The organism is Pantoea sp. RIT-PI-b (genome assembly GCF_001187905.1).
Classification (GTDB): Bacteria; Pseudomonadota; Gammaproteobacteria; order Enterobacterales; family Enterobacteriaceae; genus Pantoea; species Pantoea nemavictus.
Genome location: NZ_LGIS01000017.1, coordinates 1 through 15870 on the forward strand (window position 1 = coordinate 1; position 15870 = coordinate 15870).

The 15870-nt window shown below is 53.6% G+C and carries 15 protein-coding genes and 1 pseudogene; 8 read left to right on the forward strand and 8 right to left on the reverse strand.

Annotated elements, in window-relative coordinates; genetic code table 11:
* A partial coding sequence (locus AC790_RS24980) for a hypothetical protein (RefSeq protein WP_162838741.1) occupies window positions 1-137 on the forward strand: 137 nt, incomplete at its 5' end.
* A 36-nt stretch (window positions 138-173) separates the two neighbouring features.
* Here the strand turns inward: AC790_RS24980 and AC790_RS10360 are convergent.
* Window positions 174-779, reverse strand: a complete 606-nt coding sequence (locus AC790_RS10360) for a TetR/AcrR family transcriptional regulator (RefSeq protein ID WP_007888312.1) — start codon at window positions 777-779, stop codon at window positions 174-176.
* A gap of 190 nt (window positions 780-969) precedes the next feature.
* Window positions 970-1650: a type 1 glutamine amidotransferase domain-containing protein gene (locus AC790_RS10365; protein WP_007888309.1), complete on the reverse strand. Its 681-nt coding sequence runs from the start codon at window positions 1648-1650 to the stop codon at window positions 970-972.
* Between the two features lie 202 nt (window positions 1651-1852).
* Between AC790_RS10365 and AC790_RS10370 the strand changes: the two genes are divergently transcribed.
* Window positions 1853-2869, forward strand: coding sequence for a lipoate--protein ligase A (locus AC790_RS10370; protein ID WP_049851731.1), 1017 nt, complete (start codon window positions 1853-1855; stop codon window positions 2867-2869).
* Window positions 2870-2906: 37 nt separating this feature from the next.
* Here the strand turns inward: AC790_RS10370 and AC790_RS10375 are convergent, their stop codons facing one another.
* Entirely contained in the window at window positions 2907-4298 is a 1392-nt protein-coding gene (locus AC790_RS10375) for a PTS transporter subunit EIIC (RefSeq protein WP_049851732.1), read from the reverse strand.
* A gap of 304 nt (window positions 4299-4602) precedes the next feature.
* Here AC790_RS10375 and AC790_RS10380 point away from each other — a divergent pair, with 304 nt between their 5' ends.
* A complete protein-coding gene (locus AC790_RS10380; RefSeq protein WP_007888304.1) occupies window positions 4603-5802 on the forward strand; it encodes an enolase C-terminal domain-like protein in 1200 nt (399 codons plus the stop codon).
* A 1-nt stretch (window position 5803) separates the two neighbouring features.
* On the opposite strand, the gene AC790_RS10385 is transcribed toward AC790_RS10380, so the two are convergent.
* From AC790_RS10385 to AC790_RS10395, 3 genes are all read right to left on the reverse strand, one after another.
* On the reverse strand, window positions 5804-6520 hold the full coding sequence (locus tag AC790_RS10385; RefSeq protein WP_049851733.1) for a GntR family transcriptional regulator: 717 nt from the start codon (window positions 6518-6520) through the stop codon (window positions 5804-5806).
* Between the two features lie 67 nt (window positions 6521-6587).
* The gene (locus AC790_RS10390) at window positions 6588-7292 is read right to left on the reverse strand and encodes a hypothetical protein (protein WP_049851734.1); all 705 of its coding nucleotides are present in this window, start codon (window positions 7290-7292) and stop codon (window positions 6588-6590) included.
* A 171-nt stretch (window positions 7293-7463) separates the two neighbouring features.
* Window positions 7464-8234 (reverse strand): DeoR/GlpR family DNA-binding transcription regulator, encoded by a 771-nt coding sequence (locus tag AC790_RS10395; RefSeq protein WP_049851735.1) that lies wholly within the window; start codon window positions 8232-8234, stop codon window positions 7464-7466.
* Window positions 8235-8375: 141 nt separating this feature from the next.
* Here AC790_RS10395 and AC790_RS10400 point away from each other — a divergent pair, with 141 nt between their 5' ends.
* Entirely contained in the window at window positions 8376-9539 is a 1164-nt protein-coding gene (locus tag AC790_RS10400; RefSeq protein ID WP_049851736.1) for an MFS transporter, read from the forward strand.
* A complete protein-coding gene (locus AC790_RS10405; protein WP_049851737.1) occupies window positions 9536-9925 on the forward strand; it encodes a VOC family protein in 390 nt (129 codons plus the stop codon). Before AC790_RS10400 ends, AC790_RS10405 begins: the two co-directional genes overlap by 4 nt.
* 109 nt (window positions 9926-10034) lie before the next feature.
* On the opposite strand, the pseudogene AC790_RS25240 reads toward AC790_RS10405, so the two are convergent.
* Window positions 10035-10148, reverse strand: a pseudogene (locus tag AC790_RS25240) (glutamate racemase); the annotation flags it as partial.
* Window positions 10149-10252: 104 nt separating this feature from the next.
* Between AC790_RS25240 and AC790_RS10410 the strand changes: the two are divergent.
* Window positions 10253-10804, forward strand: coding sequence for an AAA family ATPase (locus tag AC790_RS10410; RefSeq protein ID WP_049851738.1), 552 nt, complete (start codon window positions 10253-10255; stop codon window positions 10802-10804).
* A 40-nt stretch (window positions 10805-10844) separates the two neighbouring features.
* On the opposite strand, the gene AC790_RS10415 is transcribed toward AC790_RS10410, so the two are convergent.
* Window positions 10845-13205 carry a membrane-bound PQQ-dependent dehydrogenase, glucose/quinate/shikimate family gene (locus tag AC790_RS10415; protein WP_007888279.1) on the reverse strand — a complete coding sequence of 787 codons (2361 nt, stop codon included), beginning with the start codon at window positions 13203-13205 and terminating at the stop codon, window positions 10845-10847.
* Between the two features lie 368 nt (window positions 13206-13573).
* Between AC790_RS10415 and AC790_RS10420 the strand changes: the two genes are divergently transcribed.
* Complete coding sequence (locus AC790_RS10420) at window positions 13574-14503, forward strand: aliphatic sulfonate ABC transporter substrate-binding protein (RefSeq protein ID WP_049851739.1); 930 nt, start codon at window positions 13574-13576, stop codon at window positions 14501-14503.
* Window positions 14500-15822, forward strand: coding sequence for an NtaA/DmoA family FMN-dependent monooxygenase (locus AC790_RS10425; protein ID WP_082204279.1), 1323 nt, complete (start codon window positions 14500-14502; stop codon window positions 15820-15822). The genes AC790_RS10420 and AC790_RS10425 overlap by 4 nt, the downstream gene beginning before the upstream one ends.
* Window positions 15823-15870: the final 48 nt, after the last annotated feature.

The following is a 15870-nucleotide window of genomic DNA, read 5'->3' on the forward strand; positions in this document are numbered from 1 at the left end:
GGTTCAAATACACCGGCCTGAACGGCGCGATCGTCGGCATGACCACCTTCGGTGAGTCAGCGCCAGCGGATCAGCTGTTTAAAGCGTTTGGCTTCACCGTTGAGAACGTGGTTAAAACGGCGAAATCGATTCTGTGAGAGTGAAGCGGCGTCCCAGCGGGACGCCCTTCTTAACTACGCGGTAATACGAATGATTTTTTGCGTCATGCTCATGGCTGAATCAAACGGGCCGGTATTGCGCACGATTTTTACCATCACGCTGGCGCCCACCCAAAGCTGATACAGGCTTTCCGCTACCCGGCCGGGTGTATCATCAATAGCCAGTGAACCCTCTTCAACGCCCGCTTCCAACGCTTCCGCCAGTCGCGAGATGATACCCGAGGTGCCATTTTGCAACGTAACGCGCATGTAATCCGACAGATCGGCAACTTCAGCGCCCAGCTTCACCGCCAGGCACTTGCCCTGACAATCGGAGAACGATTGCGATTCGCGCCACAGCTGCCAGTAGTTCATTAGCCGCTGCGCCATCGTGAGCCCCGGCTGAGCAAGCGTGGTATCAAGCTCAGCCAGATAATCATCAAAATAGCGCGCCAGCATCGCGACGCCGAACGCTTCTTTCGAACTGAAGTAATGGTAGAAAGAGCCTTTCGGCACGCCTGCATCGGTGAGGATTTCATTCAATCCGACCGCCGAAAATCCCTTGCCCGCCATAATACGTTGGCCGGTGGCAAGGATGTGATCGCGGATTTCATTACTGTGTAATTGGGATGTAGTCGTCATAGCGTTAGATTACCAAATACTAGACCAGTCGTCTATGAGCAGATTATACGCAAATTACTGCGATAAGCTACGGGCCGCATGCTCGATCGCCGCCGCCATTTCCCTTGGCTGTGAGGCATAGAAAGCATGATTGCCTTTCAGTTCCGTCACCGTGCGACAAGGGAATAGACAGCGGTTCATCCCGATAAGTTTATTGCGCCAGTTGTTTGATTAACTGTTGCGCCGTCTCTGCTGAAGAAGTTGGGTTTTGTCCGGTAATCAGCAAACCATCGCTAACCACATATGAACTCCAGTCGGCACCTTTCGAGTACAGACCGCCCTTAGCGATCAGCTCGTCTTCCACCAGGAACGGCACCACCTTCGTCAGGCCGACCGCTTCCTCTTCGCTATTGGTAAAACCGGTGACTTTGCGCCCTGCTACCAGCGGTTTGCCTGCTGGCGTTTTGACGTGGCGCAGCACGCCCGGCGCATGACATACCAGCGCCACGTGTTTGTTGGCTGCGAGGAAACCTTCGATCAAGGCAATCGAGTGCTTATCTTCGGCTAAATCCCACAGCGGACCGTGGCCGCCTGGGTAAAACACCGCGTCAAAATCCGCAGGTGAAACGCTATCCAGACGAACGGTGGCGGCGAGCTGTGCGGTTGCTGCAGCATCTGCTTCAAAGCGATGGGTTTGTTCGGTCTGAAAATCGGGCTCGTTGCTTTTCGGATCTAACGGCGGGTTGCCGCCTTTCGGTGACGCCAGGGTGATTTCTGCGCCGGCATCCTTGAAGGCGTAGTAAGGCGCAGCCAACTCTTCCAGCCAGAAACCGGTTTTGCGGCCGGTATTACCCAATTGATCGTGTGAGGTCAAAACCATAAGAATCTTCATTGTAAATCTCCTGCTTGCTGGATTTAAACATCTAAACTAGACCAGTCGTCTAGAGCTTGAATTCAAAGTAACAGCAAATAGACCAGTCGTCTAGAGGTTAATTCATTTTTTACTGCCGTGAAATGCGCCCGCGATTGTTACTTTCTATCCGCTTGCGGGTAATCTATCCCCATTTACTCTCTCTCATGGAACTGGAGAAATCATGTCTACCTTACGTTTGCTCATCTCTGACTCACACGATCCCTGGTTCAATCTGGCGGTGGAAGAGTGTATTTTCCGCCAGATGCCAACGACGCAGCGTGTGCTGTTTCTTTGGCAGAATGCTGAAACCGTGGTGATCGGGCGCGCACAAAATCCATGGAAAGAGTGCAATACGCGGCGCATGGCAGAAGACGGCATTAAGCTGGCGCGCCGCAGTAGCGGTGGTGGTGCGGTGTTTCACGATTTGGGCAACTGCTGCTTCACCTTTATGGCCGGCAAACCTGAATACGATAAAACCGTCTCTACCGCGATCATCCTGCGTGCGCTTGAGCAGCTCGGCATTGCCGCTGAAGCGTCAGGGCGCAACGATATCGTGGTGAATGTTGACGGTAACGTGCGCAAAATTTCCGGTTCCGCCTACCGTGAAACGCCAGATCGGGGTTTTCATCACGGCACCTTTTTAATGAATGCTGATCTGTCGCGTCTCGCCGATTACCTCAATCCAGACATCAAAAAATTACAGGCGAAAGGCATCAGTTCGGTACGATCGCGTGTGGCTAACATCGTCGATTTGGTGCCGGACATCAGCTTTGCAGCGATATGCCGCGAGGTGATTGCCGCCTACTTCGCTTACTACCATGAGCAGTGCGAACCGGAGCATATCTCCCCTGAGGCGCTGCCTGACTTACCTGGCTTCAGGCAGCAGTTTGCCCGGCAAAGCAGCTGGGAGTGGAATTTTGGCAACGCGCCGGATTTCTCGCATTTGCTGAATGAGCGCTTTGTCTGGGGCGGCGTGGAGATCCATTTCGATGTGGAACGCGGCGTGATTTCCCGCTGCCAGATTTTCACCGACAGCTTGAACCCTGCGCCATTAGAGACGCTGGCGTTACGCCTGCAGGGCGCGGTATATCGACCAGAAACCATGTCGACGCAAGTCGCGCAGTTGAAAGCGGAATGTCCAGAACAGCTGAATGAACTGAGCCAGCTGGAAAGCTGGCTGGTCAGTAGCGTGAGTTAACTATGATTCAGGTGCGCCGTTGCGCGCACCTGTTCGCTTATTTTCTCTCTGTCTGCACCACTAAATCAGGTTCCTTGCCCACCAATATCAGCGTCAGGCTAAAGGACATAATCAAGGCAATCGCCACACCAGAAACTGCCCAGATAAAGTACGGTCCAATATAGGCTGGCAGACTAAAGATACTGGAAAGAATATAGCCATATAAACGCACGCCAAAGAAACCAATAAACGCGGATGCCAACGCGCTGGAAACCGTGGCGGCGATAAAGGCTTTTTTGTAGCGGGTTAATACGCCAAACAGCGCCGGTTCCGTGATGCCTAATAGTGCTGAAATGGCGGCTGAAAGTGTTACCACTTTATCCTGGCGATGTTTACTTAATGTCCATATAGCAAAAGTCGCGCCGGCAATCGACATATTGGCCATAAACATCATGGGCATTAACATGTCATAACCGCGATCGCTGAAGTTTTGTAGCGCGATCGGTGTCATCGCATGGTGCATACCGGTTAGCACCGCAATAGGCCGGATCGCGCCGACAATCAAGCCGGCAAAGCTGGAAGAAATACTGAATAAGCCTTCAATAAATAACGCTAACCCTTTGCCCAACCAGATGCCCATCGGGCCAATCACCACCAGCGCCGTCAGTGCCGCGAGGAACAGCGTTAAGGTTGGCGTAAAGACGGTCTTCAACACCTCGGGCATAATACGATCCACCCAGCGATGGATATAGCTAAGCGCCAGAATAGAAAAAATTACCGGAATAACGCTGGAGGCATAATTAAACACCGAAACCGGAATCACGCCCATCAGCCAAAACGCACTTATCGCCCCTTCCTGATGCGCCGCCAGCGTTTTAGCCGCGTCGATTAATGTGGGATACATTAAACACGCGGCAACAGCCGCCGCGAGATACTCATTGGTTTTAAATATTTTGGCTGCAGAGACTGCCAAAAAGAACGGTAGGAAATAGAATACTCCGCTGGCGATTAAATCAATCACCATTACCGTATCACTCTTTGCCGAAATCAGTTTTAACGCCACTAATCCGGCCAGCAATCCTTTGATCATCCCTGCCCCAGCAATCGCCGGGACAATAGGCCCGAATACGCCGGAGACGGTATCCATAAACATCGACACCACACTTTTACGTGTTTTTTCACTCGACGCAGTCTGTGCGCTATCGCTATTTAATACCGGAGCGATCTGCTCATACCAGCTATTCACCTGCGGACCAATAATGATTTGAAACTGCTCGCTCTGCATTTGCGCACCCAGTATGCCGGGCAAGGTTTTAATTTCACTCTGGTTAACTTTATTGTCATCAATCAGATCAAAGCGCAGGCGCGTCATGCAGTGCCAGACTTTATTAATATTACTCTTCCCACCCACTAAGTGGATTATATTTTTTATGACTTCCTGCGTTCCCATAGTGGCTCCTGAGGGAAGAAAAATGGTGTGATAAAAGCTGCCGTGGATGGTAATAAATGCCAGAGTGCAAAACAAACCAATAAATCATGATGAAGATCACAAAACCTGCCACAGCAGGACAAATAAACCATTAAATTCCTAATTGGTCCGTTTTTTTAAGGAAAAATTAAAGCTTTCCTAACCAATATTTATTTCTTAAAAAAGGGTTTGCGCCTCAATAAAAAGCCAGTAATTATACGCAAAAAAATTCTTATCATACTGCTTTGATGTCGAACGCAGTCACTGCGCTGCAGGAGTATTTCTCGTGACCCCAACGATTATTGAGAGTATTAGCTGTTTTATTACCCGTCCGGATCGCCATAATCTGATTACCGTACGCGTCACCACCAATAAAGGCATTACCGGTCATGGCTGTGCGACTTTTCAGCAGCGTCCGCTGGCGGTGAAAACCATGGTTGATGAATATCTGGTACCGTTATTAGTGGGACGTGATGCCAACAATATTGAAGATTTATGGCAGATGATGAACGTCAATGCCTATTGGCGTAATGGCCCGGTAACCAATAATGCTATTTCAGGGATTGATATGGCGTTGTGGGATATTAAATCACAGCTGGCGGACATGCCTCTCTATCAGCTATGGGGCGGTAAAGCGCGCGATGCCATTGCAGCTTATACCCATGCCAGTGGAGAAACGCTGGCCGAACTTTTTAGTTCGGTTGATAACGCATTGGCAAAAGGTTATCGCCATATTCGCTGTCAGCTCGGTTTTTATGGCGGCACCGCGAAAGAGCTGAATTCGCCAGAGAACAGCACGGCTGGCGCCTATTATTCTCAGCAAGAGTACATGGCAAATACCCTTGAGATGTTCCGCGCGTTGCGAGAGAAATACGCCCACCGTTTTGAAATCCTGCACGACGTTCATGAACGCCTGTTTCCGCAACAGGCCATTCAGCTGGCAAAACAGCTTGAACCCTATATGCCCTATTTCCTCGAGGATGTGCTGCCGCCGGCGCAAACAGCCTGGCTGGCACAGTTGCGTCAGCAAAGTGCGGTTCCGCTGGCATTAGGTGAACTCTTTAACAATCCGGCTGAGTGGCATGACTTAATTGTAAATCGCCGCATTGACTTTATTCGCTGCCACGTCTCGCAAATCGGTGGCATTACGCCCGCTTTAAAACTGGCGACGCTGTGTCAGGCGTTTGGCGTCAGACTGGCGTGGCATGGTCCAGGCGATATGACACCGATTGGCGTCGCGGTGAATACGCATCTAAATATCCATCTTCACAATGCCGCGATTCAGGAGTTTATTCCGCGCTCGGCGTTGACGGATGCCATTTTCCCAGGCGCGCCGGATATCAAAGAGGGCTATCTTTATCCCCCGCAGGCCTCGGGCATTGGCGTAACGTTTGACCAGGCGTTGGCAGAAAAATATCCGGTGGTGTACCGCCCGCATGAATGGACGCAGAGCCGTCTGCCGGATGGCACTATTCACACGCCGTGATTTAGCGCTGTTCCTGACGGAAGCGCAGATTGTCGGAATTGTGCGGAATCAGGTAGGTGCAGGTGTAGTTAATATCAATGATGTCACTGATTTCATACACCTGCCCGCCCTGCAGAATGCCGCGGTTAATAATGTGCATCGCCGGGCTGCCTTTTTTACACTGCAACAGAGCCGCCTGTTCGCGATTAACGTTAATAGCCCGATAGCTGGTGAGCAAATGTGAAATCTGGTAGCCCTTAGCTAACACATATTGCTGTATCGAACGCTCAATCACTTCACCGCTAAGGTCAGCAAATAAGCTGGCGGGCATGCGTGATATTTCGATCTGCACCGCGACATTATCGACAAAGCGCAGGCGGGAAAACTCCCAAATAAACGCGTCATCATTGATGGCGAATATTTGCTGCTCATCGCTGTCCGGGCGTCGTTTGCGCAGGCTAATCGCGCGGTAATGCATCTGGTCGAAGCGTTTTTCGGTGATGGAATTATAAACCAGCGGGTTATTACGTACCGTTTCATTGATCCAGATACCTGAGCCCTGCACGATGCGCACGGCGCCGATACTCACCAACTTCTCCAGCGCCTGGCGAATGGTAAAACGGGAAACACCATACTCTTCCGCCAGTTGGCGTTCAGGAGGCAATTTGCGCGGTGCCGATGTGTCTTCCTGATAGATCTTGCTCAGCAAATCCTGGGTAATGAACTCTTTCTTTTTCATTGAATTACCCTCCTTTGGTCGATGTTCTGCCGATCATAACACGAGGAGGGTAACGCAACAGGCTGCGTTAGGCGCCGCTGACGGTGCCACTCAGCACCGCAGGCACATCATCCTGCACCATAAACGCCACCAGCGTGGCATCACGCTCACCCGTAAGCGCTGGCAATGCCGTCGCCGCACTGACGGAGTCGCCCTTATGCAGGCGCTCAGCGTCTATTTTCACAATACCGTCCAGCACGGTTATCCAGCTGGAATAGCCTGCGCGCTGCGGAAGTTGCACCCGCTCGCCGCGTGCCAGTTTCACATCATAAATATAAACGGCCTGGCCCAGCGTCAACGGTGCTTCGCTGCCGTGCGGCCCGGCCAGCAGCGTCCAGGCGTTAACTGCTGCACCGTCTTCACGGGTAAAGCTATTAATACGTGCTTCGCCACCAGACCGGGCCGGGCGAATGCTGGCCTGCAGCATCTCGGTTTCGATAAAGGGTGCAGATTGTTCAACACGCGTACCGCTGCCCGCACTCACCATCAGCGCACGTTTCGCGTTGAGTGAAACAGTGGCGCCATTCTCAGTGCGGTGCAGCAGCGAGCCGCGCCAGACGTAACTAAAAATCTCGTCGTCCTGATGAGCTTGCAGCGGGATTTTCGCGCCCAGCTGCAGCGTCATCTGGTCGATAATCGCTAACGGCCCGAACGCTGCGCCAGGACGCTGACGCCGAATAGTAAATGGGCCATATTCAAACAGTTGATCGCGATCGGCACGCAAGATGTTCATGGCTATTTTCCTCAATGATTTCTCTCTGACAACCATCATAGAGGCTGAAAAAATCCTGAACAGCAGGCAAAACTGCTCGCTTACATCAAAACTTTTGAATAAGGGAAGCCGGCTGTTTACCTGCCCATCCTGAGACAATATTGATGCATAAGCGGGTGCCGGATAACGCGTTTATACGGTGATCAGAGTGATATTCTCGTCACGAAAGGCGTTGTAAAACTCTTTATTCAGACTCTCTTCAACCACCAGCACATTGATCTGTTCGCAACCTGCAACTGAAAATCTGGCAACCGCGGGGATTTTATCGGCGGTGAGTCCAACGATCGTCTGATTACTTTGCTTGATCGCCGCTTTTTTAAATTCACAGTCTGCAAAGTCAAAACCGGTTAGCCCCGAGTCGGGACTCATGGCGCATCCGCCGATAAAGGCCTGGTCAAAGATGATATTTCTAAGCTGCTCAATGGCGGTATTCCCTACGCAACCGCCGCTTTTTTTCTGAATATGTCCGCCCAGCATAATGACGTCGATATTGGGATGTTTTAACAGCACGGCGGCAATATCCGGTGCATTGGTGGCCACCGTTAATGAGAGCGCCTCCGGCAGCGCCAGCACCATCGCCAAATTGGTGGTGCCCGCATCAACAAATATGCAGCTATCGCTTTTAACCAGGGCTGCGCACTGTTTCGCGATTCTGTCCTTTTCTGCGTGGTTTTGCTGTTTTCGCTGTTGAAATGCATCCGCTTCGGGCAGCTGCAAGACTGCACCGCCATACACTTTTTTGCACAGCCCCTCTTTACTCAACTCATGCAAATCGCGCCGGATAGTGTGTTCAGACACCTGCATTTGCCTGGCGAGATCCACACACACTACGCGGCCCTGCTCACGCAAAATCTGCCGTATCAATGCCTGTCGCTGTTCGGGGAAAGCCGCATAATCGAGCATATTAATTCCTTAAACCATCACAATCGATCTATACTGAGCATAATCACGCAAACGTGCAGTGATTGTCAATTTTCAAGTGCAACCCTATGGGAATCTGCCTTTCGCGCATAGGGCACTGATTCGTTTTTAACGAGGAATGAAATGATACAAAAAGCCCTTAGTACCTCCCCCGGCCTTGCGACACGACTGACGTTCTTCGTGGCGGGCTTCGTTACGGCAACCTGGGCCGTGATTGTGCCTTTCGCGCGCCATAATACCGGCGTCAACGAAGCCATGCTTGGCACTCTGCTGTTGTGCCTGGGTTTTGGTGCGTTGATCGCTATGCCCGTAACCGGTTTATTAACCAGCCGTTTTGGCTGCCGCCGGGTGATCATCGTAGCCATCGGCTTAATCATCCTGAGCACGCCACTGCTGGCTGTAATAGCGGATCCGTTACTGCTCGGGCTGGTACTGTTGGTGTTTGGCGTCGGGGTTGGCGTGACCGATTGCGCCATGAACATTCAGGCGATTCTGGTCGAGAAACAATCATCTGCTCCGTTGATGTCTGGCTTTCACGGCATGTACAGCTTTGGGGGGATTGCTGGTGCCGGTTTCATGACTCTGCTGCTGTCGCTGGGGATGTCCGTTTTAACCGCAACGCTATTGGTCACTGGCGCGGTGATAGTGTTAACCCTGCTCAGTTATCCCGGCCTGCTGACCTATGCTAATCCCAAAGAGGGGCCCGCCTTTGCCGTGCCGCGCGGTAACGTTTTACTGCTCGGCATTATCTGCTTTGCGGTATTTCTGACGGAAGGGACGGTGCTGGACTGGAGCGCTGTCTACCTGACGCAGGTCAGAAATATCCCTGAGACACTCGGTGGTCTGGGTTATACCTGTTTTGCCATTGCGATGACATTAGCCCGGCTAACCGGTGACCGTATTATTGCCACGCTGGGTCGGTTACCTGTGGTGCTGGCAGGTGCCTTAACCGCCGCCGTAGGACTGGCGCTGGTCACCTATACGCCTGCATGGCCGTTGGCGTTGCTGGGATACGTCCTGGTGGGAGGCGGCTGTGCCAATATTGTACCGGTCATGTTCTCTGCTGTCGGCCAGCAGAAGGTTATGCCGCAAGCCGTTGCTGTGCCGGCAATCACCACCATGGGCTACCTCGGGGTGTTAAGCGGCCCAGCGATGATCGGCTTTATCGCGCACGCCAGTTCACTGGCCTTTGCGTTCTCACTCATCATGGTGTTGATGCTGATGGTTGGCGCGCTGTCTCTCACACTGAATCTGGGTCAAAACAAGGCAGAAAGGGAAAGCGTATGAAAATTGCCCACGTGGCGTTATGGACGCGACATCTGGCTGCACAGCAGCACTTCTGGCATCAGTTTTTTGGCGTAACCTCTAACCCGTTGTACGTCAGCAAAAACCGGCCTGGTTTTCGCTCTCACTTCATTAGTTTATCGGAGGGACCCACCATCGAGCTGATGACGCTTGAAGCGTTAGCGCCAGGTCCGCACGGCGTGGAGCTTACCGGTTGGGCGCATATCGCCATTAACGTGGGCGGCAGAGAAGAGGTCGACTTGATGGTGAAACGCGTATCAGAGCAGGGAATTTTAGTCAGTGCCGCCCGGCAAACCGGTGATGGGTTCTATGAGGCGATCATTCGCGACCCCGACGGTAATCTGATTGAAATTGTCAGTGATCAATAACAAAACTGCACAGCCAACCTTCGCTGGCTGCGCAGTTTTCATCTTCAATCTCCTGACCAAACCGCCTGGAGCGCCAAATGCGGGCTGGTTAATGGCCGCTCATCATGCGTAGATGTGGCATGACGATATGGCTCAGCGCGGTATTTTTCATTCCCAGTGAATGCGCCGCGTTATCAAAAATGGCGATGTTACTGGCAGCGGTGTGCAGGCAGGCAATGGTCATGATTGTCCCCGTTTAGCTTTTGCGCTTCACTTTATTGAATTATTTTATAAAATTATCAATCATTTATTTCAAACGCTAATTGCAACGTTGCAAGGAATTTGAGCATGGCATCCTCTCTTTCGCTGACCGACCTGGGCCCGCGCATCTGCATTCTTGGTCCATCGAACAGTGGGAAATCGACGCTGGCGCAGGCCATTGCCGTTAAAACTGCGTTGCCCCTGATTCATCTCGATCAGCTTTTTCACTTGCCGGATACACATTGGCAGCCGCGCAGCGAAGCGGCGTTCCGTCAGCTGCATCTTGACGCCATTGCAGGTGAGCAATGGGTGATGGACGGCAACTATGTGCGCTGTCTGCCTGAACGTTTGGCGCGTGCCAGTGGGCTGATTCTATTGGATATTCATCCTGCTCATAGCCTGCTGCGTTATATCCGGCGCACCCTGTTTGATGCCCAACGCATTGGCGGTGTTGTCCCGGCTCATCAGCGCGAGCACCTGACCTGGGAGATGACGCGTTATTTGCTGGTGACCACGCCGGGCCATCGGCAACGCAATCGTCGTATGTTCGAGCAGTGGACGCTGCCCAAGCTGTTTATCACCTCGCCCTCCCAGCTCAACACCTGCTATCAGGCATGGGGACTGTCACGCGACAAATAAAAAAGGCGCCCATTGGGCGCCTTAGTCTGCTCTGTAACGATTATTTCAGTCGGAACGCGACAACGCTGTCACCCGCCTGGGTGCCGAGCGAACCGTGACCGCCAGCGGCAATCACCACGTACTGCTTGCCGTCTTTACCCATAAAGGTAGATGGCGTGGCTTGCGCACCGGCACTCAGTTCGGTCTGCCACAGCAGTTCACCGGTGGTGCTGTCGTAGGCGCGGAAGAAGTTATCCGCTGTTGCACCGTGGAACACCAGATCACCCGCCGTCAGCAACGGACCACCGTGCGCCACCATGCCCATCGGGAAACCGATTGGGAAGCGGCCAGGCAGGAAGCTGGTCTTCAGGTTTTTGGTGACACCGACGCGGCGCAGCCATTCGGTTTTACCGGTCTTCAGATCCACGCCCACCATGCGGCCCCAAGGTGGCGCAACACACGGAATGCCGAGGCCAGAGGCCAGCTGCTGGATATGAATGGCGTAATCACCGTGGAAGTTTTCGTTCCAGTACGGCTGACCATCTTTGGTGAACAGGCGCTCGGTAGCGGTCTGCTCGCTGCGTTTGATCAGGTTGTACTTGTAGGCCAGACGCACTGGCGCGGCAATCAGCATTTGACGCTGCGGATCGACAGCGACAGAACCCCAGTTGAACACACCAATGTTGCCCGGGAAGATCAGTGAACCGCCTTCGGTTGCTGGCGTCCACGGATTGCCGTCATAGCGCAGGCTGCGGAAATCCATGCGGCATGACATCTGGTCAAACGGCGTGATGCCCCACATTGACTTCTCGGTCAACGGCTGTGGAATGAAGTTCAGGCTCGATACCGGCTGAGTCGCGGCAAATTTCTCGCCCGCTACGCCACCTTCGGTAGACACTTTAACCTGATTCACTGGATACACCGGCTGACCGGTAAGACGATTCAGAACAAACAGGTTGCCGGTTTTGGTCGGCAGAATCACCACGGGCTGCTTCTGGCCCTGATAATCGATGTCCACCAGCGAAGGCTGTGACGGATTATCGCGGTCCCACAAATCGTGGTTAGAGCTCTGATAGCGCCATTTGAACGCACCGGTCTGCAGATCAAGCGCCACCAGCGCATCGCGGAACTTCTCGGTGTTGCTGTTTGGATCGCGCTCAATGCCCACTTCATCCGGTGAAGCGTTACCAAACGGCACATAGACTACGCCGTTTTTCAGGTCAGCACTCAGCGTGCCCCACGCCACTGGCGTGTCCTGCGGATAGTTCTGACCTGCGGCGATCGGTGCGGTGTTTTCCGGGTTAGCCGGATCAAAGTTCCACACCAAACGGCCCGATTGCACGTCATACGCACGAATCACGCCTGACGGGTTGCCGCTGTTGAAGCCGTTGTCCATCACTGAACCGCCAACGATCACCAGCTTGCCCGCCACCAGCGGTGCTGCGGTTTGCATCAGCGCATGTGGACGCACTTCGCCCATGTTGGCATGCAGATCAACCACGCCGTTCTGACCGAAATCAGCGCACGGTTTACCGGTATCCGCATCCAGCGCAATCAGCTGAGCATCAGTGGTCGCATTGAAGATACGCTTACGGCAGATGGCCGGATTCGCAGCGCTATCCTGCGCGGCTACCGGGGCTTCTTCGTAATAGCTTACGCCGCGACAGGTTTGGTGCTGCTGCAGGTAAGAGCGATCTTTATTCGGCGTAAACTTCCACTTCACCGCGCCGGTTTCTGGATCGAGCGCGTGCACCTCGTTATGCGGCGTACAGAAGTACAGCATGCCGTTGGCTTTCAGCGGCGTCGCTTCAAAGGTGTATTCAGTCGCATCGGCATCCTGACGCAGATCGCCAGTATGATAGGTCCATGCCACTTCAAGGTTTTTGACGTTCTCTTTACTGATCTGGTTCAGCGCGGAGAAACGCAGGCCATCGGACGATCCGCCATAAGCGGTCCAGTCGTTAGATGCGCCCTGCTCGCTGTTCTGCTCGCGCGCATTACTGATGGTGCCTTGTTGTGGAACCGGATCGTAGAAACACAGCCCGATCACCACCACAATCATGATAATCACCGTGCCGCCAAGGAAGCCATGGAAACGGCGCTCACCGCGATACAGCGGCTTCACCACCCACGGCATGGCCAGCCACAGGCCGATCACGCCGAACAGGTCACCGCGCGGGATCCACTGCCACTTATCAAAGCCCACTTCCCAGATAATCCAGGCCAGCGTAATCCACATCAGCACCGCATACAGCGCCAGCGCACTGCGCTGATTGCGGAACAGTAAAATCGCGGTGATCAGTAATCCCACCGCCATCAGCGCATAGAAAGCGCTGCCGCCCAGCATTAACAGCTTGCCGCCCATGTACAGCAAGGCAATCGCCAGAATCGCGAGCACGATACTGGTTAGTTTGTTAACCATGCTAATCCCTCAACCATTTTCATCAAAAAAACCTCAAAAATAACCCCACATAAAATCAACAGAATTTTAACTTACGTTACCGTTTAGTAAAAACCCGTTGCGAGGTGTGTCGTTAGCTCCGCTAATGAATGTAGTTCGGCTAATGGCTGCTAGCTGCCGCCTCGTTCAATGTGTGACTGAAATCACGTTTCATTTTCGTTGAGAGAATTAATCATTAGGCGAGAAAATTCGCATTTTTTGATAACGGAAAACCACGAAACGGCGCGACAGGATGGCTTTTGCGTCGCGGACATAACCTTGTGCGGATTTGTTACTACGCCCGCCGTAAGAGAAAACTTACGCTGTTTTCTTTTTACCCGGGAAACGTTATGAAATTCACATTATTAGCCAGCTCATTAATTCTCCTCGCTCTCTCTTCACACGCGGCCAGCAACTCGCTAGTGGTGGGCGATCAAAAAGGCAATGCCCGCGCGGTGATGTCCGCCGCCGGTGAACTCAACAATGTGCCTTATGAAATCAAATGGTATGAGTTCCCCAATGCCGCCCCGCTGCTGGAATCGCTCAATTCCCAGCATCTGGATGCCGGTTTAGTCGGCGATGGCCCGCTCTCCTTTGCGGTGGCTGCGGGTGCGCAAATTCGTGCCATTCAAGCCTCGCAGTATCTGGGGAACGCCATCGTGGTGAAAAACGCTAGCGCTCTGCACACCATCGCCGATCTAAAAGGAAAGAAAGTGGCAACGGTGAAAGGTTCAGCCGGACAAAATATGGTGCTTAACGCGCTGCATGAAGCGGGCCTGCCGGACAACAGCGTGAGTTTTGTCTTTACTACGCCGTCGGAAGCCACGCTGGCGCTGGACAATGGCGCGGTTGATGCGGTGGCGACCTGGGAACCCTATGTGTCGTTTGCCGTAGCGCAATCCGGCGATCGTATTGCCATTGATGGCAAAAACTCGCCGGTTTCAAATTATCTGGTGGCGACCGATAGCGCCATTGCCAACAAGCGTGAGCAGCTTGCGGACTTCCGTCAGCGCCTGATTCGTGCACGCGCCTGGGGCGTGGCGCATCCACAAGCGTACGCCAGCGAGATCGCCAAACTGCTGCGTCTGCCGGAAGCGGTGGCGCTGAGTAAGGTACAGCGCGAAAACAACGCGCCGGTGGAAGATTACGCGTTGGTAGAAAAACGCCAGCAGCTGGCGATCGATACCTTCACGCGCGGCGGCCTGATCAAACCCGGCCTAAAAGCAGACAAACTGGTGGATGCGTCGTTTTTTAATACTCAGGGAGCCGCCAAACCATGATGAATCTGGCGCTCTACCTCGACTCTGGCATCCATCAGGGCGGCTGGCGCCATCCTGATGCAGCGGCCACCGGCGGCAGCAACTGGCCGCTATACCGCAGGATTGCGCAGCGCGCCGAAGCGGCCAAGCTGGATCTGATTTTTGTTGCCGACAAGCTGGCGATTGATGATGTATACGGCGGCCATCTGGCGCAAACCGTGCAGCATCGCCAGGTTGGCTGGTCTGAACCGCTAACGTTACTGGCCGCGCTGGCAGCCGTGACCGATGATATCGGCCTCGGCGGAACCGTTTCTTCGTCCTATTCGGTGCCTTACACCACCGCGCGCCAGCTGGCGAACATTGACCATATCAGCGGCGGACGCGCGGCGTGGAACGTGGTGACCTCGCTAAGCCACGCCGAAGCGCGCAACTTTGGTCGCAGTGAGCACTTCAGCCATGCAGCACGCTATCGCCGCGCCGCCGAATTTATTGAGGTCATGAAGGCGCTGTGGGACAGCTTTGAGGAGGATGCGCTGATTATGGATAAAGCGCAGGCGCGCTTTGCCGATCCCGCGCGCTTCCATCGGCTCGATCATCAGGGCGAATCCTTCGATGTGCAGGGGCCGCTGAACCTGCCGCGCCCGCCGCAAGGCCATCCGGTGGTGATTCAGGCCGGCGTGTCCGATGCCTTTATTGATTTGGCGGCACAGCAGGCGGAGATGCTGTTTGTGGTGCAACCGACGCGGGAACGTGCGCAGCAGTTCTACCACACTCTGAAACAGCGCGCGCTGCAGTATCAGCGTCAGCCGGACCAGCTGCGCATTCTGCCCGGCATGGTACCGATTGTTGGCAACACGCAACGTGATGCCGAGGAGCGCGCTGAATACCTGAAATCGCTGATCACCGTGGAGTCCGGGCTGAGCTTTGTCTCGGCCAGCATGAATATCGACCTGTCGCAGTATCCTATCGACGGTCCGGTTCCCGATTTACGCGAGCAGATCACCGGCAGCAAAGGCCGCTTCCAGTATGTGATTGCCAGCGCCATTGAACAAAATCTGACGTTGGGAGAGATGGCAAAACGCTATGCCGAAAGCCTCTCTTTCCCGGCACCGACCGGCACCGCCGATACCATCGCTAAGCAGATGATTGAGTGGTATCAGCACCAGGCCTGCGACGGTTTCGTCATTCTGCCGACCTATATTGATGAAAGGGAAGATCGCTTTCTGGAACAGGTGGTGCCGCGCCTGCAGCACGCCGGCGTATTCCGGAGCGAATATCAACCGGGCACGCTACGCGATCGTTTAGGTTTAGTAAAACCGGCAAATCGCTTTCACACTTAGTCATCAATTGAAATAATTTAATTAATAGCGCCGCCGCCTCTGCGATTA